Origin of the sequence: Thiorhodococcus mannitoliphagus (genome assembly GCF_010915725.1) — a bacterium.
GTDB classification, from domain to species: Bacteria; Pseudomonadota; Gammaproteobacteria; order Chromatiales; family Chromatiaceae; genus Thiorhodococcus; species Thiorhodococcus mannitoliphagus.
The window spans coordinates 21,955-41,503 of sequence record NZ_JAAIJR010000031.1 but is presented as its reverse complement, the minus strand read 5'-3'; the positions used below and the strand labels follow the sequence as shown (position 1 = coordinate 41,503).

The window sequence follows — 19,549 nt, the reverse complement described above, 5'->3', positions numbered from 1 at the left end:
GGACCGCACTGCGTTTGTCCACCCTACAGATCCCCGGTGAGAGCGTGGTTTCAGCAACCCTGATGGGCTCGGGCCAATCCTTACAGTTAGCGGAGCAACAGCAGTGACGACCAAACGTATCAGTGTGGATCCGGTCACTCGGATCGAGGGGCATCTGCGAGTCGATTGCGACATTCAAGACGGCAAGGTCGTCAACGCCTGGTCGAGCGGTCAGATGTGGCGGGGAATCGAGACCATCCTTACGGGGCGCGACCCGCGCGACGCCTGGCTCTACACCCAGCGGATCTGCGGCGTCTGCACCACGGTGCATGCCATCGCTTCGGTGCGGGCGGTGGAGGACGCGCTCAAGTTGGAGATTCCGCTGAACGCCCAGCTGATCCGTAACCTGATCGTCGCGGCGCACGGCATCCACGATCATGTGGTGCACTTCTATCATCTCTCTGCGCTCGACTGGGTCGACGTGGTCTCTGCGCTGCAGGCGGATCCCAAGGCGACCGAGACCCTGGCGCAGAGCCTCTCGGACTGGCCAAACAACAACGCCGCCCATTTTGCGCAGGTCCAGGCGCGGGTCAAGAAGCTGGTCGAGAGCGGACAGCTCGGTATCTTCGCGCACGGCTACTGGGGCCATGAGGCCATGAAGCTGCCGCCCGAGGCCAATCTGATGGCCGTCGCGCACTATCTGGAAGCCATGGAGTATCAGCGCAAATCCAACCAGATCACGGCGATCTTGGGCTCTAAGACCCCGCACATTCAGAACCTGGCGGTCGGCGGGGTGGCCAACGCCATCAACCCGGACGATCAATCCGCCCTCAACATGGAGCGCCTGGCCTACATGCAGACGCTGATGGCGGAGTTGGAGGGCTTCCTGCGCAAGGTCTATCTGCCGGATGTCATCGCCATCGCCGCCCTCTATGCGGACTGGCTGCCCTATGGCGCGGGTGTCATGAACTATCTGTCGGTACCCGACTTCCCGCGCGATACCAAGGGGACGGACTTCGGGATGCCCGGCGGCTATATTCCGGCCGCCAATCTGGACGCCTTCCAGCCCGTCCGCCACTTCGGCGATCCCTTCTTCGAGCAGAGTGTCAAGGAGAGCATCAAACACAGCTGGTATCAGGGCGACTGGACGCGCTCGCCCTATGAGGGCGAGACCGTGCCCGAATACACGGATTTCCAGGAGGATGCCGCCTATTCCTGGGTCAAATCGCCGACCTTCAACGACGAGCCCGCACAGGTCGGACCGCTGGCCAATGTGCTGGCCATGGTTGCGGCCGGTCACGAGGGCACGCTCGGCTATCTCAACGACGCGGTTGCGCGCATCGGCGCCATCGCTGGGAAAGAGGTGCCGATGAGTGCGCTGCACTCATCCCTGGGACGTCATCTGGCGCGCTGCATCCGCACCCAGGTGCTCTACGACATGATGGTCGAGAACTACCATGCCTTGGTCGCCAACATCGCCAGCGGTGATGTGACCAGCTTCAATCCGCCGACCTTCCCCAAGGGCGAGCAGATGGGCTACGGTTTCCACGAGGCGCCGCGCGGCGTGCTCTCACACTGGGTCGTGATCGAGAATGGCAAGATCAAGAACTATCAGGCCGTGGTGCCCTCGACCTGGAACGCCGGCCCGCGCAATCAGAACGATGCGCGCGGCCCTTACGAGGCGTCGCTGATCGACAACCCCATTCTGGACGAGCAACGTCCCCTGGAGGTCCTGCGCACGGTGCATTCCTTCGACCCCTGTCTGGCCTGCGCCATCCACCTGCACGACAACGAGCGGCGGGAGATCGTCAGTGTCAAGGCACTCTGAGGGCGCGGCGGATGCCCTGGTCATTGGCTGGGGTAACCTGCTCTTGAGTGACGAGGGCGTGGGTGTTCATGCCCTGCGTCGGCTTGAGCGGGACTACCGCTTCGAGCCGGCCGTGCGGCTCGAAGACGGCGGCACCTCCGGGCTGGATCTGCTGCCGCTGTTCGCGGAGCACGACCGGATCCTGATGCTGGACGCCGTCGCGCTCGAGGCGCCGCCAGGGGAGATCCGGGTGATCCGCAATGCCGAGATCCGTCGCGTCCTGACGCAGAAACTCTCGGTGCACCACCTCGGCGTGGCGGACGTGCTCGCCGTTGCAGAGTTGCTGGAGTACGCACCGGAAGAGATCGTGCTGGTTGGGATCGTCCCGGAATGCGTGGATCTCGGGCTGGAACTGTCGCCGACGCTCAGGGACGCCATGCCGCGCTTCATGGTGACCCTGGTGTCGATCCTGCAGGGTTGGGGGGTAAGCGTCCGGGAACTCGAGATGACCGAGAGCCCCAAGGCGGGCGAGTTATGCACTGCCTTCGGGTGATGGGCCGCGCCGGCAAGCGCCACCAGGCCGGATCACGTTCGGCCAGGTAGCGTCACCAGGATTGCATGGCTAGCCGAGGAAATCGCTGGCGATTTCGTGCTGGCGTCGCGCCTCATCCGTTTCGGGGGTCGCATCATCATCCATGATGGCGCAGTTGACTGCCATACGCGCATTGACGGCCGACTTCCAGGCTCGATTTTGCTTGTCCGCGATCAGCGTGTCCGGGGTCAGTGCCGCCGCTGCCGCAGCGGCGACGAAATGGTCGGCCTGAGCGAGCCAGTCCGTATCCTTTCCGCATTCCGTGTAGGTCGTGACCGCATAGCCTTTCGCCGCCCGATAGGCATCCTCGAGTTCGCCGGGCGTCAGCGCTTCTTGCAGCCCGGTCGCGATGGCGCGATGCAGACGCTCGTCCTTGATCAGGTGCTTCACATTCTCCGCGAACTTGCACCCGAGCACGCGTTGCTGCACGGCGCTCAGCGTATCCAGAGCCTTGCGCAGATCCTGATCATTGGAGATGGTGGCCATTCGGCGAACTCCTCGAGCGATTGGAGGGAAGTTTGGCGTCAGCGGTGCCGCGCATTCGGCAACCCGGTCAACTGGCATATCAACAAAATCCAATATAGATCACATTGACGTGCATCACAGGCCAAGTTGCGTTGAAAGCGGATATGCTGAGCGGTCGCTGAGTCGGGTCGTCAGGGCTCGGCTCTGGGAACCGGATGAATGGCCTGGCCCCAGGGGGCGCCGCCTTGCACACGAGACAAGAGAGCACATGAATCGCACCGTCTTTTTCGTTTCCGAGAGCACTGGGATCACCGCCGAGACCCTCGGCCACAGCCTGCTGACGCAGTTCGACAGCGTCGACTTCGAGCAGGTCTACATGCCCTATATCAATACCGACCTGCGCGCCAAGGCGCTGACGCAGCGTTTGCAGGAAGCGGCTGATCGGGATGGCGCCCGGCCCATCGTCTTCGCGACCATGCTCAACGAAGAAATCCGCGACATCATCAAGTCCGGCAACTGTTTCTACATGGAACTCTTTGAGGTCTTCGTCGGGCCGCTCTCCAAAGAGCTTGGCGTTCCACCGAGCATGAAGTCCGGGCGCAGCCACGCCATCACCAAGCCCAGCTTCTATACCAAACGGATCGAGGCCATCAATTTTGCCATGGCCAACGACGACGGTATTCGTCCGGACAACTTTCATCGCGCCGATGTTGTGCTGACCGGTGTCTCGCGCTCAGGCAAGACGCCGACCTGCCTCTACTTGGCGATGCACTATGGTCTGCGCTCGGCGAACTATCCCATCACTGAAGAGGATTTCGAGCGCGGCGACGTGCCTCAACTTCTCTATGATTGCAAGGATAAGCTCTTCGCCTTGACCATCGACCCGCAGCGTCTTCAGCTCATCCGCGAGGAGCGTCGCCCCGGTAGCCCATACGCCTCTCTGAAGCGCTGCCAGGACGACATCCGCGTGGCCCAGCAGATGTTCAAGCGCCTGCAGGTGCCGACGCTCAACACGACGACGCAGTCCATTGAGGAGATCTCCTCGCAGATCATCAAGGCGCTCAAGGAGCGTCAGGAAGGCAGACCACTGGAGCTGACCGAGATGGGCGGAGCCGCAGGCCGCTGAGATTGGGTTTGCCCGACTGAGCGCCCAAGGCCCGGGGTGGATGTCTGACGCGATTCATTTAGACTTCCGAGAAGCCTCAATTGACCCGCTCAGTCCCTATGAATCGTCGTTCCGCTCGCTGTCGCTCGGCCTCATGACGCATCTCTTCGATCCCAACTGCCGGCGCTGTCCGCGTTTGGCCGCGCACCTCGCAGCCGTTCGCCAGGCGCATCCGGACTATCATGCGGCCCCGGTCGCGTCCTTCGGCGACGTCTCGGCACGCCTGCTGGTCGTCGGGCTCGCGCCTGGGATGCATGGTGCCAATGCGACGGGACGCCCTTTCACTGGCGACCACGCCGGGATCCTCCTGTACGCGACCCTGCATCGATTCGGGTTCGCCACGCGTCCTGTCTCGACGGCGCGCGATGATGGGCTGAGGCTCCAAGACTGTCGGATCACCAATGCCGTCAAGTGTTTGCCGCCGGAGAACAAGCCAACGACAGCCGAGGTACGCAGCTGTAACCCTTATCTGGCGGCCGAGATCGAGCCGCTTGCGGATGGCGCCGTCATCATTGCGCTGGGGCGGGTGGCGCACACCGCCGTCGCGCGGGCGCTCGGACTGCCTCAGGCGCGGCTGGCATTTGCACACGGGGCCGAGCACGGACTCCCAGGCGGGCGAGTTCTGCTCGATTCCTATCATTGCAGTCGTTACAACACCCAGACGAGGCGTCTAACCGAAGCCCAGTTCCATCAGGTCTTCGCCCGCGCCCGCGCACTCCTGGGCTCGGCCGAACCGAGCCGAATGCAGGCATGACCCAGGACCATCCCCGTGGGCTGCTGAAGGGCATGCCGCAGGCGCCCGGGGTCTACCGAATGGTGGATGCCGGCGGGACCGTGCTCTATGTCGGCAAGGCAAAGAACCTCAGGCGGCGGGTCGGTAGCTATTTCAGCCGCTCCCTGAATGGCCGTCTCCAGCTCATGGTGAGTCAGATCGCCGACATCGAGGTGACGGTCACGCGCACCGAGGGCGAGGCGCTGCTGTTGGAGAGCAACCTCATCAAGTCGTTGCGGCCACGCTTCAATGTGCTGCTGCGCGATGACAAGAGTTATCCCTACATCTACCTGACGACTCAGGATGACTATCCGCGGCTCGCCTTTTATCGCGGCTCGCGCAAGGGGCCGGGACGCTTTTTCGGACCCTATCCGAGCGCTTCGGCGGTGCGCGAGACGCTCCAGCTGCTGCAGAAGCTGTTTCCGGTTCGCCAATGCGAGGACGCCTTCTTCCGCAATCGCTCGCGACCCTGTCTGCAGTATCAGATCAAGCGCTGCAGTGGTCCCTGTGTGGAGTTCATCACGCCCGAGCACTACGCCGAGGATGTGGCGCACAGCATCAAGTTCCTCGACGGGCGCACGGACGAGGTGGTGGATGAGCTGGTTGTCGCCATGGAGCGGGCATCCGAGGCATTGGAGTTCGAGCGGGCCGCCGTGCTGCGGGACCAGATCGCGACCTTGCGGCGGATCCAGCAGCGCCAGTACGTGAGCGGGGAGGGCGGCGATCTCGACATCATCGCCTGCGCGCAGGCGGGTGGTGTTCACTGCGTTCAGGTCTTCTTCATCCGCGGCGGCCGCAATCTCGGTAACAAGGCCTTTTTCCCTCAAGCACCCGAGGATACCGAGGAGGCGGCACTCATGGCCGGCTTCCTCGCCCAGTTCTATGTCGACAAGTTCATCCCGCCGGAGCTGATCGTCAGCGTTCCTCCGGATGAGGAAGATCTGCTCGAGGAGGCCTTTTCCGAGCAGGCTGGGCGCCGCGTCCAGATTCGCGGCAGCGTCCGGACAGAGCGCGCCCGCTGGCTGGAAATGGCGCGCGGCAATGCGGAGATCGCGCTCAAATCCCGGCTCGGGAGCCAGGCGGGCTACGCCCGTCGCCTCGAGGCGCTGCGCGACGCCTTGGATCTGGAAGAGCTGCCGTCGCGCATGGAGTGCTTCGACATCAGTCATACCAGGGGGGAGCGCACCGTGGCCTCTTGTGTCGTCTTCGACGCGGAGGGTCCGCGCAAGTCTGACTATCGGCACTTCAACATCGACGGCATCACGCCGGGTGATGACTACGCCGCCATGCACCAGGCGCTGACCCGGCGTTACAAACGGGTGAAGCAGGGCGAATACCCCGTTCCGGACATCCTCTTCATCGACGGAGGTCGCGGTCAGCTTGGGGCCGTTGCTGCGGCACTTCAGGAACTCGGCGTGACGGGTCTACTGATGGTTGGTGTTTCGAAAGGGCCGGACCGTCGCCCCGGAACCGAGCAGCTTTGGTTGTTGGGTCGGGAGGGGGCCGTTATACTTTCAAGCGACTCGCCTGCCATGCACTTGATCGAGCAGATTCGCGACGAGGCCCACCGCTTTGCGATCACCGGTCACCGTCAGCGTCGCGCCAAGGCCCGAACGACGTCCGTGCTAGAAGAGATCAGCGGGGTTGGACCCAAGCGCCGTCAGCGCCTCCTCAAGCAGTTTGGCGGTCTGCGTGGCTTGGCTCGCGCCGGGGTCGAGGATATCGCCGGGGTCGATGGCATCAGCCACCAGTTGGCCCAGCAAATCTACGACCGCTTTCATCAAGACGTCTCGGGATCCTGAAGCGATGTGGAACCTGCCGAACATCCTCACAATGCTGCGCATTGTGTTGATCCCCATCTTCGTTGCCGTCTTCTATGTCGATGAGCCCTGGGCGCCCTACGCGGCGGCAGCCGTCTTTGGCATCGCGGCCCTGACGGATTGGCTGGATGGCTATCTTGCGCGACGCTTGCAGCAGACGTCGCCGCTCGGCGCCTTTCTGGATCCGGTCGCCGATAAGCTCATGGTAGCCGTGTCGCTGGTGGTTCTGCTGCAGGTGGATCCGCGCGTCCTGATCGCGCTGCCGGTGATGGTCATCATCGGTCGGGAAATCACGGTCTCGGCATTGCGTGAATGGATGGCGGAGATTGGTGCGCGGGCCGCAGTCGCGGTCTCCAAACTTGGCAAGGTCAAGACGACGGCGCAGATGATCTCCATCGTGCTGCTCATCCTCAGGGACTCCGTTTTCGGCCCTTGGGTCTACGATATTGGTGTTGCGCTGCTGTATGTGGCGGCCACGCTGACACTCTGGTCGATGGTGCTCTATCTGGACGCGGCTTGGCCGAGCTTGTCTGGCAAGGTGGACGCAAGTCAGGCGAAATCAGACTGAAAAAGGGGTTGACAGTCTGAGTCTAGAAACTATAATTGTTGGCTCCTAAGCGGGAATAGCTCAGTTGGTAGAGCACAACCTTGCCAAGGTTGGGGTCGCGAGTTCGAGTCTCGTTTCCCGCTCCAAATTCAAGAACGGCGACCAAATCTGGTCGCCGTTTTTCGTTTCTGCGCTCAGGTATTCAGCTTGATTGCCGGGTGCGCGATCATTCCCAAGCGCGCCGGATGCTCGTAGCGGCGTCTTGGGGCGTTCTCGTCGGGGATCAGCTGCTGGAGTGGTCGACGGTTCTGTCGGCAATCCGCTTCCGCTCATTGCGGCATGGCTGCGGCTCCGCCCTGGCCGCGCTGGCGTCGGGCAAGCCCAGATCATGGCCCATCTAGGCCACCAGACCTTGACCGCGAGCGCGCGCTACATGCACGCCAATGTCGAGGATAAGCGGCAAGTGGTCGATCGGGTGTTCTCGTCGTGAAGATTGACGATTTTGGAGAGTTCCACTCGAAGCGAACCGAAGATCTAGCGCGAGAAGGGGATAGTGATGCTGTCCGCGCTCTGATGGCCAGATTCCGCCATGAAATGGCATCAGTCGACAACCGTCACCACGCCCCCGGGTGGCCGAGTCCGACAAATGGACGGTTGGCGGGAAGAGGTCAGGTCGTCGTCAAGAAATACCTCTACGACTACCTCACCACCTATCGGCTTTATGTAGCCAGGGCTTCCAGCCCTGGCAAACCAGGGTTCCAAGCCTGGCTGAAGGAGCAGGAGGAACCAACCACCAGGCCGGAGCCATCCGCTCGGGACCGACGTATCCTCGAGCTGGCTGGAGTCCCCGAGCGGAAGGTCGCCGCGATCCTCAAGGCCGAGGGCATCACATGCTCACCGAGGACCGTTGGCAACGTGCGGAGGCGCCTGGATCACCTGCTCCCGGCGCTGGCCTGAATGACCGCCACCCGTAACGGAAATTGATCGGCTCGCGTGACGGGTTTTTGCTAGTCTCAGCAGAGACCCAGGGGAGAATGAAAGATGACTGACGACACCACTAACCTCGTGCTCGAGCACCTGCGTCACATCCGCGCCAAGGTCGATTCCCTGGATGAGCGTGTGGGCCGCGTCGAGCTGCGGCTGTCCGTCATCGAGCAGACCCTTGGCGGTCTTTATGCGATGGCTGGCAGTGATCGGGATACCTTGCAGAGCGCTATCCGCCGCATCGAGCGTCTTGAGCAGCGCCTCGATTTGGTGGATCACTGAGCCGCCTTACATCGCCCCGCGCAACGGACCCGCCCGCGTGGCGGGTTTTTTGCGAGCACCGCAACCTAGACTAGGAACTGCGTGAACAGGTTTCTTGGTCCAGACGCCCGCAGACTGCGGAAATGGACCAAGCCCAGACGCCCGCAGCCACCATGCCCAACCTAAAGAAGGTTTGGCTCATCTCCCGGTATTCACCGGATCATCAATAATCGGCCTTGATTCAAAAATTTCACGCCAAGACGCCAAGATTTTCTTTCTTTGCTCTTGGTGTCTTGGCGCCTTGGCGTGAGCACCACTGAAACCGTCTATCGCAGCGACACGTCTCATGTCTGTCAGAACCACCGTCAAATCCATCCAGGACATCCTGCGCCAGGATGTCGGCGTCGACGGCGACGCCCAGCGCCTCTCCCAGCTCTGCTGGATGTTCTTCCTCAAGATCATCGTCGACCAGGATCAGGAGCTGGAGCTGCTGCGCGAGGGCTACCGCTCGCCCATCCCGGCCCGTCTGCAATGGCGTAACTGGGCCGCCGATCCCGAGGGGCTCACCGGTGAGGACCTGCTGGGCTTCATCAACGACGACCTCTTTCCCGCCCTCAAGGGACTTCCGGCGTTGGGCGCCACAGCCAACCGCGCCCGCGTGGTGCGCGCTGTCTTCGAGGACGCCTACAACTACATGAAGTCCGGCCAGCTCATGCGCCAGGTCATCAACCGGATCAGCGCGGTCGACTTCAACGATCTGGCCTCCCGCCGGCATTTCGGTGACATCTACGAGCAACTGCTCAATGACCTGCAAAGCGCCGGCAACGCGGGCGAGTATTACACCCCGCGCGCCATCACCGCCTTCATGGCCGAGCGCATCGACCCCCAGCCGGGCGAGATCCTGCTCGACCCCTCAACACCTATCGGTTTCCCGAAATCAACCGGAACAGCCGCTCCAAGCCTTCGTAGCCAGGCCATCCTGGCCTGGTTTGCCAGGGCTGGAAGCCCTGGCTACATAAAACCGATAGGTGGTGAGCAGCGTCTTCAAACCCTATGCCAGCATCGGCACCAATCTGCTGTTCTTCGAGAAGGGTGAGGCGACCCAGGAGGCCTGGTTCTACGAGCACCCTGTCCCGGCCGGGCAGAAGGCGTACTCCAGACCCGGCCGATCCGGGTCGAGCACCTGCAAGGCTGCGTCGACTGGTGGGGCGGACCCGAGCGCGCGGGGCGCGAGCAGACCGAGGTCGCCTGGAAGGTCACTCTCGACGAGATCAAGGCCCGCAACTACAACCTCGACTGCAAGAACCCACACACCGTCGCGGACGACCACGGCGACCCGGAGGAACTGCTGGCCCGGCTGGAGCATGACGAACAGACCGCCGCCGAGCTGCGCGATCAGTTGAAAGGGATTCTGGCGGAGGCATTGTTGCGATGAGCCGCCATCCGCCGCCGCCGACCAGGCACCTTGCCCAAGAAGTCAAATGCCCAAAGTCGGCTATCATCCGCTTCAGCACCACCGACCACGCAACCCTTCGAGAAGCAACATGAATCTGAACGAGCGCATCCAGATCGACCCCGGCATCTGCCACGGCAAGCCCGTGATCCGCGATACCCGCGTCCCCGTCGCCATCATCCTCGGCAGCCTGGCGGGTGGCATGAGCATGCACGAGATCGAGGAGGAATATGGCGTGACGGCCGGGGATATCCAGGCCGCGCTGAATTTCGCGAATGATCTGATTGCGCAGGAGTCCTTCCACTCGCTGCCGCGCGTGGCCTGATGCGCTTTCTCCTCGACGCCAATATGCCGCGCTCCAACCTGCGTGTCCTGATCATGTAGCTCAATGAGCTTAGGCCACTTATATCCGCTTCGACCTGTGTAATACGGTAGGGCACACCATGTAGTAGAACTCTTCATGGTGCATACCTGAGCGTGTCTGCCGAGGGGATACGGAAGCCCCGCTCTGTTGTAGCTCGACTCCAGCATCCCAAGATCGAAGCTCAGGTTATGAGCAACAACGACACTTGCCTGGCTAGCCGCTTTTGACAGAGCACCCAGTGCTGAAACCAGCGGGATGCCTTCTCGCCGTGCGCGCTCCGTACTGATGCCGTGGATAAGCGTCGCTTGCAGAGGGATGGAATAGCCGCTTGGCTGGATGATGAAACTTGCCTGCTCGGAGCGTGTGCCTTGGTCGTGCGCCAATATCCAAGCAACTTGAACGATGTGGTCGTTGCGTTTGCTCAGGCCGGTTGTTTCAGTGTCGACGAACAGATACATCTTGCTACTGTTGATCTCACGGATCTTGCATCTTGGTTACCGTGGGCGAGTGGTACTGCGAGCGGATGTACTCGAGCACGTTGTTCTGCACGGATATCCATTGCTTGCCGATCTTGGCGTCTGGCACCTTGCCGGCGAGTGCTGATACCGACAGTTTATCAAGGCACAGTGGGAGCAGGGCGGCGGCTTTGGTCAGCGTCGGCGTCGGCTGGCTCCTTACGAAAACGCAATGGACGCCCAGCGGACGCGTTTTTGGGTTCAGAGTGCTCGATTGCCCTGAGCACAACCTCCACCAGGTTGTGTGAAACCCCGTAAACGTGCGGCTTGCAGGGGAGGGAGGAACACTAGAGGGTACTGATGGGGTACTCGGCGAGGTACATCCTGAGTTACCTGCATCCTCGGCTTGGCTCGCAAATCCACCATAGACCGCAACCTTGGAGGGCGCTAAACTACCGTTTTAGTTGAGTTTTTCTGTGTTCCCTGGGGATGCAGGCGCTTTGCCAAGGTTGGGGTCGCGAGTTCGAGTCTCGTTTCCCGCTCCAAATTCAAGAACGGCGACCAGATTTGGTCGCCGTTTTTCGTTTCTGCGCTCAGGTATTCAGCTTGCTTGCCGCGTGCGCGATCATTCCTAAGCGCGCCGGATGCTTGTAGCGGCGTCTTGGGGCGTGCTGGTCGGGGATCAGCTGCTGGAGTGGTCGATGGTTCTGTCGGCAATCCGCTTCCGCTCATATTGACCAACTGTCATACTGGGGTCATCGCTTTCCGCACTTGATTTTCTAGATTCCGGTTGGATGATATCTCCCATGACAGTCTCTTCGTCTCTTGCGACATCGGCCCAGGATGCGTTCTCGGCGGCTGAGATCCGTGCTCAGTTCCCGGTTTTGCAGACGCGCGCCCACGGGTATCCTCTTGCCTATCTCGATAGCGCAGCCAGTACCCAACAGCCACTGACGGTCATCCAGGCGGTGAGTGACTATCATCGCCTGCATCACGCCAACATCCATCGCGGTGTCTATCAGCTCTCGCAGACCGCCACGCGCTTGTACGAGGAGGCGCGGGCTAGTGTGGCGCGCTTGCTCAACGCGGCTGAGCCGGCGGAGTGCATCTTTACCCGTGGGACCACTGAGTCCATCAATCTAGTGGCCGCGAGCTGGGGGCGGGCAAATCTGAAGTCTGGCGACGAGATCATCCTCTCGGTGCTAGAGCATCACTCCAATATCGTTCCCTGGCAGTTGGCGGCCGAGGCCACGGGCGCCCGCATCAAGGTCGTTCCGATGAACGACGCGGGCGAGTTGGACTTGGATGCCTACAGGGCGCTGCTTTCGGCGCGAACGCGCATCGTCGCGGTGAATCATGTCTCCAACGCCCTGGGCACCATCAATCCAGTGCGCGAGATGATCGCCGCGGCGCATGATGCCGGAGCCTTGGTGTTGATCGACGGCGCCCAATGGGTCGCCCATGGTCGGACCGACGTCCGTGAACTCGACGCTGATTTCTATGCCTTTTCTGGGCATAAGCTCTACGGGCCGACCGGCATCGGGGTGCTCTACGCCAAGCGTCACCTGCTCGACAGCATGCCGCCGTACCAAGGGGGCGGCGATATGATCGAGCAGGTCACTTTCGCCAAGACGACCTACGCGGCGATTCCAAGCAAGTTCGAGGCGGGCACGCCGAACATCTCGGGTGCGGTTGGCCTCGGGGCGGCGATCGGTTGGATCGACGGCATCGGGTTCGATGGGGTCAGTGCTCATGAGCAAGCACTGCTGGGCTATGCGACGGAGCGGTTGGAGCAGATCCCGGGGCTGGAGATCAAGGGGACGGCGCACGCAAAGAGCAGCGTGATCTCTTGGGTCATGCGCGATCCGCCGGTCGCCACCCTGGATGTCGGCACGCAACTGGATCTGCAGGGGGTCTGTATCCGCACCGGGCATCACTGTTGTCAGCCGCTCATGGATCGCATGGGGGTCAGCTCGACGGCGCGGGCCTCGATGGGCATCTACAACGGGCGCGAGGATGTCGACCGCTTGGCGGATGCGCTGCTCGGCATCGTCAGTGCGGTCCGCAAGCGTGGGCCCGCGTCGGTGTCGAGGATTGCACCGTCCGAGGTGCCCGGCTCAGCGGCCTCGGGTTCCGACGCTCAAGAGGTTTCTTATCCGTCTGCCGCGGCCGCGTCTCCGGAGGCCGCCGCCGACGAGATCGCTGAGTTGCTCGAGTTCTTGCCGGATTGGCCGATGCGTCATCAGCACATCATCGATCTGGGTGACAAGCTGCCGCCGATGCCCGAGTCCCTCAAGACGGGTGCGAATTCTGTCAGCGGCTGTCAGAGTACGGTGCATATCGCCGCGCGACTCAAGCCGGGGACCGAGGACGTGATCGAGTTCCTGGCCGACAGCGACGCCAATATCGTTCGCGGTTTGATCGCCTTGCTTCAGCAGCTCTATTCTGGGCAGAGCGCCGCTGCGATTCTCGGGTTCGACGCGGAGGCCTTTTTAGGGCGCATCGGGCTGGATCAGCATCTCAGTATGTCGAGACGCAACGGGCTTGCTTCCATGATCCAGCGGCTGCGTCAGTTGGCGCGCCAGTACGTGGGCTGAGCGAGGCGCGCCCGAGCTGAGGCCATTGGGACAGTCTTGAAGAAAAGGCGAGGCGCGGTGGCGCTGAAAGTCTGAGTTCGGACACAAAAAAGCCGGCGAATCGCCGGCTTTTTGCTGGAAGGTTCCGCAGCGTCCCTTAGTAACCGCCTTTGCGTCTTACGGCGGGTAGACCAGCGATCTTGGTGCCCTGTTTGGTCGGGGCCAAGGGGAAGAGCTGATAGAGGTCTTTGCTGCTTGGCTTGCTGCCCCAGAGCTTGCCCATGTCCTTCAGGACGACGCGCTCCATCGGCTGGTTTTGACTGTTGTTGATGTACTCGTCACGCAGGTAATTGATCACGTCCCAGTGCTTGTCGGTCAGCTCGATCCCCTCGATCTCGGCGAGCTTGCGTCCGATGTCCTCGTCCCAGTCCAGGTGGTTTTCCAGATAACCGGCTTCGGTTGTTGCGATGGTTTTGCCATTTACTTCGATGGCCATGGTCGTGCTCCTCGATTCATCATGAAGTCATCGCGGCCGGTGATTCGGCCGACGGGTTCATCGGTTGGTTCAAACCCTGGAATTTTATGATTTTATGATGGATTCGTCACGCAGTCGTTCCAGCGGTCAAGGCTCTGACGGCTAGGCGTCCTTCTTGACCGGATCAATGCCTTTGTGCGGGATGAAGATACCGCAGCCCATCAGGCGGTGTGGGCCAAGCCCGAGCTGTTGCAGCCGGATGGACTCGTCCTTGGTCAGGCCAGAGAGCATTAGACTGCGGGTGTGAATGGGGCCGTCGGGACCTTGAAGGGTCAGGCTCTTGCCGCAGAGTGCCTTACGGATCTTGATGTTCATCTTCGCTAGGGTCTGCGCCGCAGTCTCGAGAAAGGCTGCTTCGGGGATCTCTTCGGGGGTGCCGCCGGTGGCGACGTACCGGGCGAAAATGGTCGTCTCTGTACTCAAGGTGCGCGTCTTACCCACGCCGAGCGTGATGGGGTTGCCGGCGATTTCGAGCTGGGTGCCTGGTAGCGAGGCCAGCAGCGCGTCGGCGTGGGTCCTGGGGACGCGAATGGTGAGCTTGGTTCGGCGGGAGACCATGAGCAGCGACTCTGGCCCATGCTCCGGCCGTTCCCAGCCGTTTTGAGATCCGGCCACGTGGATGCTGTGGATGCCGGCGAGAGGCTCTTGAGCAATCCAGGGCATCACGGATTGGAGGGCATTGGAGAGCAGGTAGGCGTGATCGACGGGGATGCGCTTGCAGTCGATCGCAAAGAGGATATCGACGACATCCTCCTGGCTTCCTGTATCCTCTGTCGTGTCGTCTTCGTTCCAAAACATCCTAACTTCAGCCTGCAGGTTGCGCTCGGTCCTATCAAGAGGTTCCGATCAAGAGAGGGGCAGCTGCTCCTGGAGGGCCTCGCGGTCGAACCACCAATTGTCTTGCACCAGGACGTCCACGACGTTTCGCAGCCGCACGAGGAACTTCTCGGGTTCTTTCAGCTCGAGTCGCTCCATCCAAGCGTCGAGTTCGTCAGCGGAATCGATGCTGCTGTGACGCCGTGCAACCACGCCGAGAAGCTGGGTCGCAAAGAACATGAGATCTTCACGCTGACGGCCTTGGGCGCGAACGTCGGCAAGGAAGAGGGCCGTGGTCGCGGCAACGGCGGCGCCGTCCGATTCATCCGGGGTGTCTTCGATGACGTGATTGAGCAGCTCTACCGTGAGTTCAGGGTCGATCGGGCAGGTGACGGCCAGCCAGATTCCTTGGCCCAGCGCGGCGAGCGATTCTGGCTGGCCGGCCTGATAGAGGACGTCACAGGCATCCGCGGCGAGTTCAAATTGATTCCACTCGACGAAGTGGTCGAACGCGGATCTTGCTAGAGGCCAGGCCTCGGCGCCGCGCTCGAGGTTGACGAGGGTTCTCGCAATCTGCAACTCCAGGTCCGCGAGGCGGTGCGCTGATCCGCCGCTCCGTCTCAGCTCATCGAGGTGCTCGTTCAGGATTTGAAGATGTGACTCCAATGCCGCCGTTTCGATTCCATAGGCACGCACCGAATCGGCTGCGGTATCTGGAAGATGCGCGGTGAGTAGGTCGAATTGCTTCATAAGCGACTGCCTTCGGACTGCTCTTAACGAATGAGTCCGCTGAAAACGGCCTCAAGTCGGTCCTCCCAATCTTCCGGTGTGTCCGGGTAGGGCGGCTTGACATCCATGCGGAAAAAACGCTCTCCAGATCGGGCAACGTCCTGTATCAGCGGGGTGAGCTCGTCGAAGGACTCTATGTCCTGATGGGATACAAGGATTTCACTGAGCTTTAGCATGGGTTGTCCTAACCGCTCCTCGTCTATTGATAATGGTTCGCGACCTGACTGGGGGGTGATTGGCACCAGCTTGGCGGCGCGCTGCGCATTTACTCGGTTGCTCCAAGCGATCTCTATGGTGCCCGTGCCCCATGCGTGTGGGATCGCTTCACTGGATCCGATCAAGGTATCGCACGCGATAAAGGAGACGTTGAGACGCATCACCTGGCGCTTCCGCAAAGGCCGATCTGTTGTGCAGCACGTTGTTGGAAACGAACCCCTCGCCGGCCTCCAGTCTGTGATTCAAGGTGAAGGCGTCGCCGGTCGAAAACAACTGAGTTAAGGCGTCTCGGGCCGCGTCTGTCTCCGTCGTACTGCGCCAGATCACGTTCTTGCCGCGTGCCGAATACCTCATGTGTAAGTGGCCTTCGCGAATCGAAAAAACCGGCCCGGTGCTCAGGGGGCGCAGCATCTTGCCGTCCTGTTCATGGGCCGGGATCCGCAGCGCTTTGGGGTGCGTAAGGGCCTCAATGTGGGTCCGCGAGGCGTCTCGCAAGCGGATGTAGGCGATCTCTGGATCCAGCAGTGAATTGATGCCGCCAGCGCGTGCCGGCCTGACGCAGAAGAGGGTCCATGCCAAGACTTGCTCCTGGGGTGCGTTGTAGTAACCGTCGGTATGCCAGCTGAGTGGCTTGCTGGTGTAGGGGATGAAGTCGGCGCGCTTTGTGGTCGTTGCGCCGCCGTCTTCCGTTCGAAGCGGCGCAGGTGTGATCCAGCTGACCGCCTGGGCGTCCGCGAGCAGGTTGGCGTCGGTCCGAATCAAGCTCAAGGCGCGCCCGAGCAGGATCACGGACTGCGGGCTGACATTCGCTGGCCGCGTGCGTATGAGCGCCACGTTGTAGGCGGCGACGCGTTGGCGCACGGCCGCAAGCTCCGCCGCGCTTGGCTGCGCGAGGCTGTTCATTTCGACCGCGATACCTTCGATCCCGGCTGGATGAAGGGCCAGCTTCCGGGCGCGCCAGTCTAGATACGCTTGGTCGTTGTCGAGATCGAACGCTTGCTCCACGGGTTGGCTCTTATATAAGAAAACGGTAATATTAACGAACGTTGACCTTGTGAGCGGCTGGCTTGTAGCATCCGGCCACCTTCGACGCAAGGTCGTCAGGCGCCAAGATGAAGAGGCAAGGATTGCTGCGCCGCACAAGTTAAAGAGGCGAGCAAGGCCGCTCAGCCGAGGTGGGAAAGGGCCATATCCCGAAAGGGATAGAGGCAGGGGGGGCTACCCTCCCAATCGTGGAATGGGCGGACTGTGAGTACATCGGTACATTAAGAGATGCCGATGGGGTTGCCGGTACAGAACACGACGCGCGTAGTCGGTACCACCACCTCCAACTCAGATGTGACGTGATGCACGACAGATGGCGCCGGCACAGCCGCCGCGCTCCCTGGGTGCTCCCAAGAAAAACCACTCCGCTTCCTGGTTAATCGATTAGGAGAGACCGCGCAATGTCTATCGATAAGCACATGACCCCGATGCTCGACCAGCTGGAGACCGGCCCCTGGCCAAGCTTTGTCTCTGGTATTAAGCGCTTGCGCGACGAGCACCCCGAGCCGCGTATCAAAGAGATGACCAATGACCTGCTCGGTCAGTTGGAGCACTCCTATGAGACCCGCAAGGGCTACTGGAAAGGGGGCACTGTGTCGGTCTTCGGATACGGCGGTGGCATCATTCCCCGCTTCTCCGAGGTGGGCAAGGCGTTTCCCAAGTCGAAGGAATTCCACACCCTGCGCGTCCAGCCGCCGGCGGGCAACCACTACTCGACGGCCATGCTGCGCCAGTTGGCGGACAGCTGGGAGAAGTACGGCTCGGGCCTGATCACCTTCCATGGTCAGACCGGAAACATCATGTTCATCGGCACGGATACGGAGAACACCCAGCACTTCTTCGACGAGATCAATGAGTACGGCTGGGATCTCGGCGGCGCTGGTCCTTGCGTGCGCACCGCGATGTCCTGCGTCGGCGCGGCGCGTTGCGAGATGTCCTGCACCAACGAATTCAAGGCGCACCGGATGCTGGTGAACAATTTCACCGACGACGTGCATCGTCCGGCACTCCCTTACAAGTTCAAGTTCAAGGTCTCGGGCTGCCCGAACGACTGTCAGAACGCCATCGAGCGCTCGGACTTCGCCGTTCTCGGTACTTGGCGCGACGACATGAAGGTCGATCAGGCCGAGGTCAAGAATTACATCGCCGACAAGGGCCGTCAGTATTACATCGACAACGTCATCACGCGCTGCCCGACCCAGGCCCTGTCGCTGAATGACGACGATACCCTCAACGTCAACAACCGCGACTGCGTGCGCTGCATGCACTGCCTGAACGTCATGCCGAAGGCGCTGCACCCCGGCGACGACAAGGGTGTCACCATCCTGATCGGCGGCAAGCGCACCCTGAAGATCGGCGATCTCATGGGCACCGTCGTGGTTCCCTTCAAGAAGTTAGAGACCGAGGAAGACTACGAGTCCATGGTCGAGTTGGCCGAGACCATCATCGACTTCTGGGCCGAGAACGGTCTCGAGCACGAGCGCTGCGGTGAAATGATCGAGCGCATCGGTCTGGCTAACTTCCTCGAGGCCATCGGCGTCGATCCGGATCCAAACATGCTGAGCCATCCGCGCCAGAGTTCCTACATCCGCATGGATGGCTGGGACGAGGCCGCCGAGGAATGGTTCGCGCGTCAGGCCGAGGCCGGCAACTGAGCCGTCCCGAGCTGACGACCACACTCATTACCTGAACTGAATAATCTGGAGGATTAGGCAATGGCGGAAATGCGCGAGCCGATTGAGTCTGGCTGCCCGGATCCCTGGCAGTACATGCATCCCGTGATGCGCAAGAACTTCGGGATGTGGAAGTATCACGAGCATCCGCGTCCGGGCGTGCTGCTCCACGTCGCCCACAGCGGCGACAAGATCTGGACCGTCAAGGCTGGCACCCAGCGCATCCTGGACGTCTTCTCGCTGCGCAAGCTCTGCGATATCGGCGACCAGTTCGCGGATGGCTACGTCCACTTCACCCTGCGCTCCAACATTGAGTACATGGTGAGCGACGAATCCAAGGTCCAGCCCTTGATCGACGCCCTGGAAGGGGCCGGCTTCGTGGTCGGCGGCACCCAGAACTCAGTGGCGATGATTTCGCACACTCAAGGCTGGCTGCACTGCGACATCCCCGGCACCGACGCATCGGGCGTGGTCAAGTCCATGATGGACGAACTCATCGACGAGTTCCGCAATGCGAACATGCCGAACCGGGTGCACATCACCACGTCCTGCTGTCAGATCAACTGCGGTGGGCAGGGCGATATCGCCATCAACATCCAGCACACCAAGCCGCCGAGGATCAATCACGATCTGGTGGCCAACGTCTGCGAGCGTCCCTCGGTCGTGGCGCGCTGCCCAGTGGCAGCCATTCGTCCGGCCATGGTGAACGGCAAGCCGTCGCTGGAAGTCGACGAGCGCAAGTGCATCTGCTGCGGTGCCTGCTTTCCGCCCTGTCCGCCCATGCAGATCAACGATGCCGAGCACTCCAAGCTGGCGATCTGGGTCGGTGGCAATCACTCCAATGCGCGTGGTAAACCGACCTTCCAGAAGCTGGTTGCGGCCGGCATCCCGAACAACCCGCCACGCTGGCCGGAAGCAACCGCGATCGTCAAGCAGATTCTCAAGGCCTATAAAGAAGGCGCCAAGGACTGGGAGCGCATCAACGAGTGGATAGAGCGCATCGGCTGGCCTCGCTTCTTCGAGGAAGTCGAGCTGCCGTTCACCAAGTATCACATCGATACCTGGCGCGGGGCGCGCGCGAGCTTCAACAGCTCGTCCTACATCCGCTTCTGAAGAATAAGGGGTTGTCCCGATTAGGGGACGGTGACGGGCCTTGGGCGCCGGACAGACCGGCCCTGCGTCCCTGCCGCCCCCCGCCAGCCCTCAGCCGGGGGTGCGGTGCGGCAGGGGCCATGT

The 19,549-nt window shown here is 61.5% G+C and carries 22 protein-coding genes, 1 tRNA gene and 1 pseudogene; 16 read left to right on the top strand and 8 right to left on the bottom strand.

Features of this window, described 5'->3' with window-relative positions; translation table 11 throughout:
- Positions 1-103: 103 nt before the first annotated feature.
- Both G3480_RS09775 and G3480_RS09770 read left to right on the top strand, forming a co-directional pair.
- Entirely contained in the window at positions 104-1,807 is a 1,704-nt protein-coding gene (locus tag G3480_RS09775) for a nickel-dependent hydrogenase large subunit (RefSeq protein WP_164653700.1), read from the top strand.
- Positions 1,791-2,339: a hydrogenase maturation protease gene (locus G3480_RS09770; RefSeq protein WP_164653699.1), complete on the top strand. Its 549-nt coding sequence runs from the start codon at positions 1,791-1,793 to the stop codon at positions 2,337-2,339. Before G3480_RS09775 ends, G3480_RS09770 begins: the two co-directional genes overlap by 17 nt.
- Before the next feature lie 69 nt (positions 2,340-2,408).
- On the opposite strand, the gene G3480_RS09765 is transcribed toward G3480_RS09770, so the two are convergent.
- Complete coding sequence (locus G3480_RS09765) at positions 2,409-2,864, bottom strand: hypothetical protein (protein ID WP_164653698.1); 456 nt, start codon at positions 2,862-2,864, stop codon at positions 2,409-2,411.
- Between the two features lie 247 nt (positions 2,865-3,111).
- Here G3480_RS09765 and ppsR point away from each other — a divergent pair, with 247 nt between their 5' ends.
- From ppsR to G3480_RS09710, 11 genes are all read left to right on the top strand, one after another.
- The gene (gene ppsR / locus G3480_RS09760) at positions 3,112-3,969 is read left to right on the top strand and encodes a posphoenolpyruvate synthetase regulatory kinase/phosphorylase PpsR (protein WP_164653697.1); all 858 of its coding nucleotides are present in this window, start codon (positions 3,112-3,114) and stop codon (positions 3,967-3,969) included.
- 133 nt (positions 3,970-4,102) lie between these two features.
- Positions 4,103-4,762: a uracil-DNA glycosylase gene (locus G3480_RS09755; RefSeq protein ID WP_164653707.1), complete on the top strand. Its 660-nt coding sequence runs from the start codon at positions 4,103-4,105 to the stop codon at positions 4,760-4,762.
- Positions 4,759-6,582 (top strand): excinuclease ABC subunit UvrC, encoded by a 1,824-nt coding sequence (uvrC, locus tag G3480_RS09750; protein WP_164653696.1) that lies wholly within the window; start codon positions 4,759-4,761, stop codon positions 6,580-6,582. Before G3480_RS09755 ends, uvrC begins: the two co-directional genes overlap by 4 nt.
- 4 nt (positions 6,583-6,586) lie before the next feature.
- Positions 6,587-7,168, top strand: coding sequence for a CDP-diacylglycerol--glycerol-3-phosphate 3-phosphatidyltransferase (pgsA, locus tag G3480_RS09745; RefSeq protein WP_164653695.1), 582 nt, complete (start codon positions 6,587-6,589; stop codon positions 7,166-7,168).
- Positions 7,169-7,217: 49 nt separating this feature from the next.
- Positions 7,218-7,293: transfer RNA gene (locus G3480_RS09740), tRNA-Gly, on the top strand.
- Between the two features lie 149 nt (positions 7,294-7,442).
- Positions 7,443-7,637, top strand: coding sequence for a hypothetical protein (locus G3480_RS09735; protein ID WP_206171639.1), 195 nt, complete (start codon positions 7,443-7,445; stop codon positions 7,635-7,637).
- Positions 7,638-7,801: 164 nt separating this feature from the next.
- The gene (locus G3480_RS09730) at positions 7,802-8,104 is read left to right on the top strand and encodes a hypothetical protein (RefSeq protein ID WP_164653694.1); all 303 of its coding nucleotides are present in this window, start codon (positions 7,802-7,804) and stop codon (positions 8,102-8,104) included.
- 84 nt (positions 8,105-8,188) lie between these two features.
- Positions 8,189-8,413 (top strand): hypothetical protein, encoded by a 225-nt coding sequence (locus G3480_RS09725; protein WP_164653693.1) that lies wholly within the window; start codon positions 8,189-8,191, stop codon positions 8,411-8,413.
- Between the two features lie 325 nt (positions 8,414-8,738).
- Positions 8,739-9,488, top strand: a complete 750-nt coding sequence (locus G3480_RS09720) for an N-6 DNA methylase (RefSeq protein WP_206171637.1) — start codon at positions 8,739-8,741, stop codon at positions 9,486-9,488.
- Between the two features lie 15 nt (positions 9,489-9,503).
- Positions 9,504-9,827, top strand: a complete 324-nt coding sequence (locus tag G3480_RS29480) for an N-6 DNA methylase (RefSeq protein WP_206171644.1) — start codon at positions 9,504-9,506, stop codon at positions 9,825-9,827.
- 109 nt (positions 9,828-9,936) lie between these two features.
- Positions 9,937-10,170 (top strand): DUF433 domain-containing protein, encoded by a 234-nt coding sequence (locus tag G3480_RS09710; protein WP_164653692.1) that lies wholly within the window; start codon positions 9,937-9,939, stop codon positions 10,168-10,170.
- Between the two features lie 170 nt (positions 10,171-10,340).
- On the opposite strand, the pseudogene G3480_RS29475 reads toward G3480_RS09710, so the two are convergent.
- Together G3480_RS29475 and G3480_RS28945 are read right to left on the bottom strand one after the other, a co-directional pair.
- Positions 10,341-10,667 (bottom strand): annotated as a pseudogene (locus G3480_RS29475) (3'-5' exonuclease); the annotation flags it as partial.
- 679 nt (positions 10,668-11,346) lie between these two features.
- Complete coding sequence (locus G3480_RS28945; protein WP_276611690.1) at positions 11,347-11,472, bottom strand: hypothetical protein; 126 nt, start codon at positions 11,470-11,472, stop codon at positions 11,347-11,349.
- Between G3480_RS28945 and G3480_RS09700 the strand changes: the two genes are divergently transcribed.
- The gene (locus tag G3480_RS09700) at positions 11,471-13,261 is read left to right on the top strand and encodes a SufS family cysteine desulfurase (protein WP_240905717.1); all 1,791 of its coding nucleotides are present in this window, start codon (positions 11,471-11,473) and stop codon (positions 13,259-13,261) included. The two genes, G3480_RS28945 and G3480_RS09700, sit on opposite strands and share 2 nt — an antisense overlap.
- Positions 13,262-13,397: 136 nt before the next feature.
- On the opposite strand, the gene G3480_RS09695 is transcribed toward G3480_RS09700, so the two are convergent.
- The 5 genes from G3480_RS09695 to G3480_RS09675 form a co-directional block, all read right to left on the bottom strand.
- Entirely contained in the window at positions 13,398-13,736 is a 339-nt protein-coding gene (locus tag G3480_RS09695) for a TusE/DsrC/DsvC family sulfur relay protein (protein WP_164653690.1), read from the bottom strand.
- Positions 13,737-13,877: 141 nt separating this feature from the next.
- Complete coding sequence (cas6, locus tag G3480_RS09690; RefSeq protein ID WP_164653689.1) at positions 13,878-14,573, bottom strand: type I-MYXAN CRISPR-associated protein Cas6/Cmx6; 696 nt, start codon at positions 14,571-14,573, stop codon at positions 13,878-13,880.
- Between the two features lie 48 nt (positions 14,574-14,621).
- Positions 14,622-15,341 (bottom strand): hypothetical protein, encoded by a 720-nt coding sequence (locus G3480_RS09685; protein ID WP_164653688.1) that lies wholly within the window; start codon positions 15,339-15,341, stop codon positions 14,622-14,624.
- 23 nt (positions 15,342-15,364) lie between these two features.
- A complete protein-coding gene (locus tag G3480_RS09680) occupies positions 15,365-15,556 on the bottom strand; it encodes a sulfur relay protein DsrC (RefSeq protein WP_164653687.1) in 192 nt (63 codons plus the stop codon).
- Positions 15,557-15,704: 148 nt separating this feature from the next.
- A complete protein-coding gene (locus tag G3480_RS09675; protein WP_164653686.1) occupies positions 15,705-16,601 on the bottom strand; it encodes a TauD/TfdA family dioxygenase in 897 nt (298 codons plus the stop codon).
- A gap of 440 nt (positions 16,602-17,041) precedes the next feature.
- Between G3480_RS09675 and dsrA the strand changes: the two genes are divergently transcribed.
- Positions 17,042-18,295, top strand: coding sequence for a dissimilatory-type sulfite reductase subunit alpha (gene dsrA / locus G3480_RS09670; protein ID WP_164653685.1), 1,254 nt, complete (start codon positions 17,042-17,044; stop codon positions 18,293-18,295).
- 60 nt (positions 18,296-18,355) lie between these two features.
- Positions 18,356-19,426, top strand: a complete 1,071-nt coding sequence (gene dsrB, locus G3480_RS09665; protein ID WP_164653684.1) for a dissimilatory-type sulfite reductase subunit beta — start codon at positions 18,356-18,358, stop codon at positions 19,424-19,426.
- The last annotated feature ends 123 nt before the right edge of the window (positions 19,427-19,549 follow it).

Bases quoted from the DNA above. Each gene is read 5' to 3' on its own strand.
- G3480_RS09765 (WP_164653698.1), bottom strand. From the start codon at position 2,864: ATGGCCACCATCTCCAATGATCAGGATCTGCGCAAGGCTCTGGATACG.
- ppsR (WP_164653697.1), top strand. From the start codon at position 3,112: ATGAATCGCACCGTCTTTTTCGTTTCCGAGAGCACTGGGATCACCGCC.
- G3480_RS09755 (WP_164653707.1), top strand. From the start codon at position 4,103: ATGACGCATCTCTTCGATCCCAACTGCCGGCGCTGTCCGCGTTTGGCC.
- uvrC (WP_164653696.1), top strand. From the start codon at position 4,759: ATGACCCAGGACCATCCCCGTGGGCTGCTGAAGGGCATGCCGCAGGCG.
- pgsA (WP_164653695.1), top strand. From the start codon at position 6,587: ATGTGGAACCTGCCGAACATCCTCACAATGCTGCGCATTGTGTTGATC.
- G3480_RS09725 (WP_164653693.1), top strand. From the start codon at position 8,189: ATGACTGACGACACCACTAACCTCGTGCTCGAGCACCTGCGTCACATC.
- G3480_RS09720 (WP_206171637.1), top strand. From the start codon at position 8,739: ATGTCTGTCAGAACCACCGTCAAATCCATCCAGGACATCCTGCGCCAG.
- G3480_RS09710 (WP_164653692.1), top strand. From the start codon at position 9,937: ATGAATCTGAACGAGCGCATCCAGATCGACCCCGGCATCTGCCACGGC.
- G3480_RS09700 (WP_240905717.1), top strand. From the start codon at position 11,471: ATGACAGTCTCTTCGTCTCTTGCGACATCGGCCCAGGATGCGTTCTCG.
- G3480_RS28945 (WP_276611690.1), bottom strand. From the start codon at position 11,472: ATGGGAGATATCATCCAACCGGAATCTAGAAAATCAAGTGCGGAAAGC.
- G3480_RS09695 (WP_164653690.1), bottom strand. From the start codon at position 13,736: ATGGCCATCGAAGTAAATGGCAAAACCATCGCAACAACCGAAGCCGGT.
- cas6 (WP_164653689.1), bottom strand. From the start codon at position 14,573: ATGTTTTGGAACGAAGACGACACGACAGAGGATACAGGAAGCCAGGAG.
- G3480_RS09685 (WP_164653688.1), bottom strand. From the start codon at position 15,341: ATGAAGCAATTCGACCTACTCACCGCGCATCTTCCAGATACCGCAGCC.
- G3480_RS09680 (WP_164653687.1), bottom strand. From the start codon at position 15,556: ATGCTAAAGCTCAGTGAAATCCTTGTATCCCATCAGGACATAGAGTCC.
- dsrA (WP_164653685.1), top strand. From the start codon at position 17,042: ATGTCTATCGATAAGCACATGACCCCGATGCTCGACCAGCTGGAGACC.
- dsrB (WP_164653684.1), top strand. From the start codon at position 18,356: ATGGCGGAAATGCGCGAGCCGATTGAGTCTGGCTGCCCGGATCCCTGG.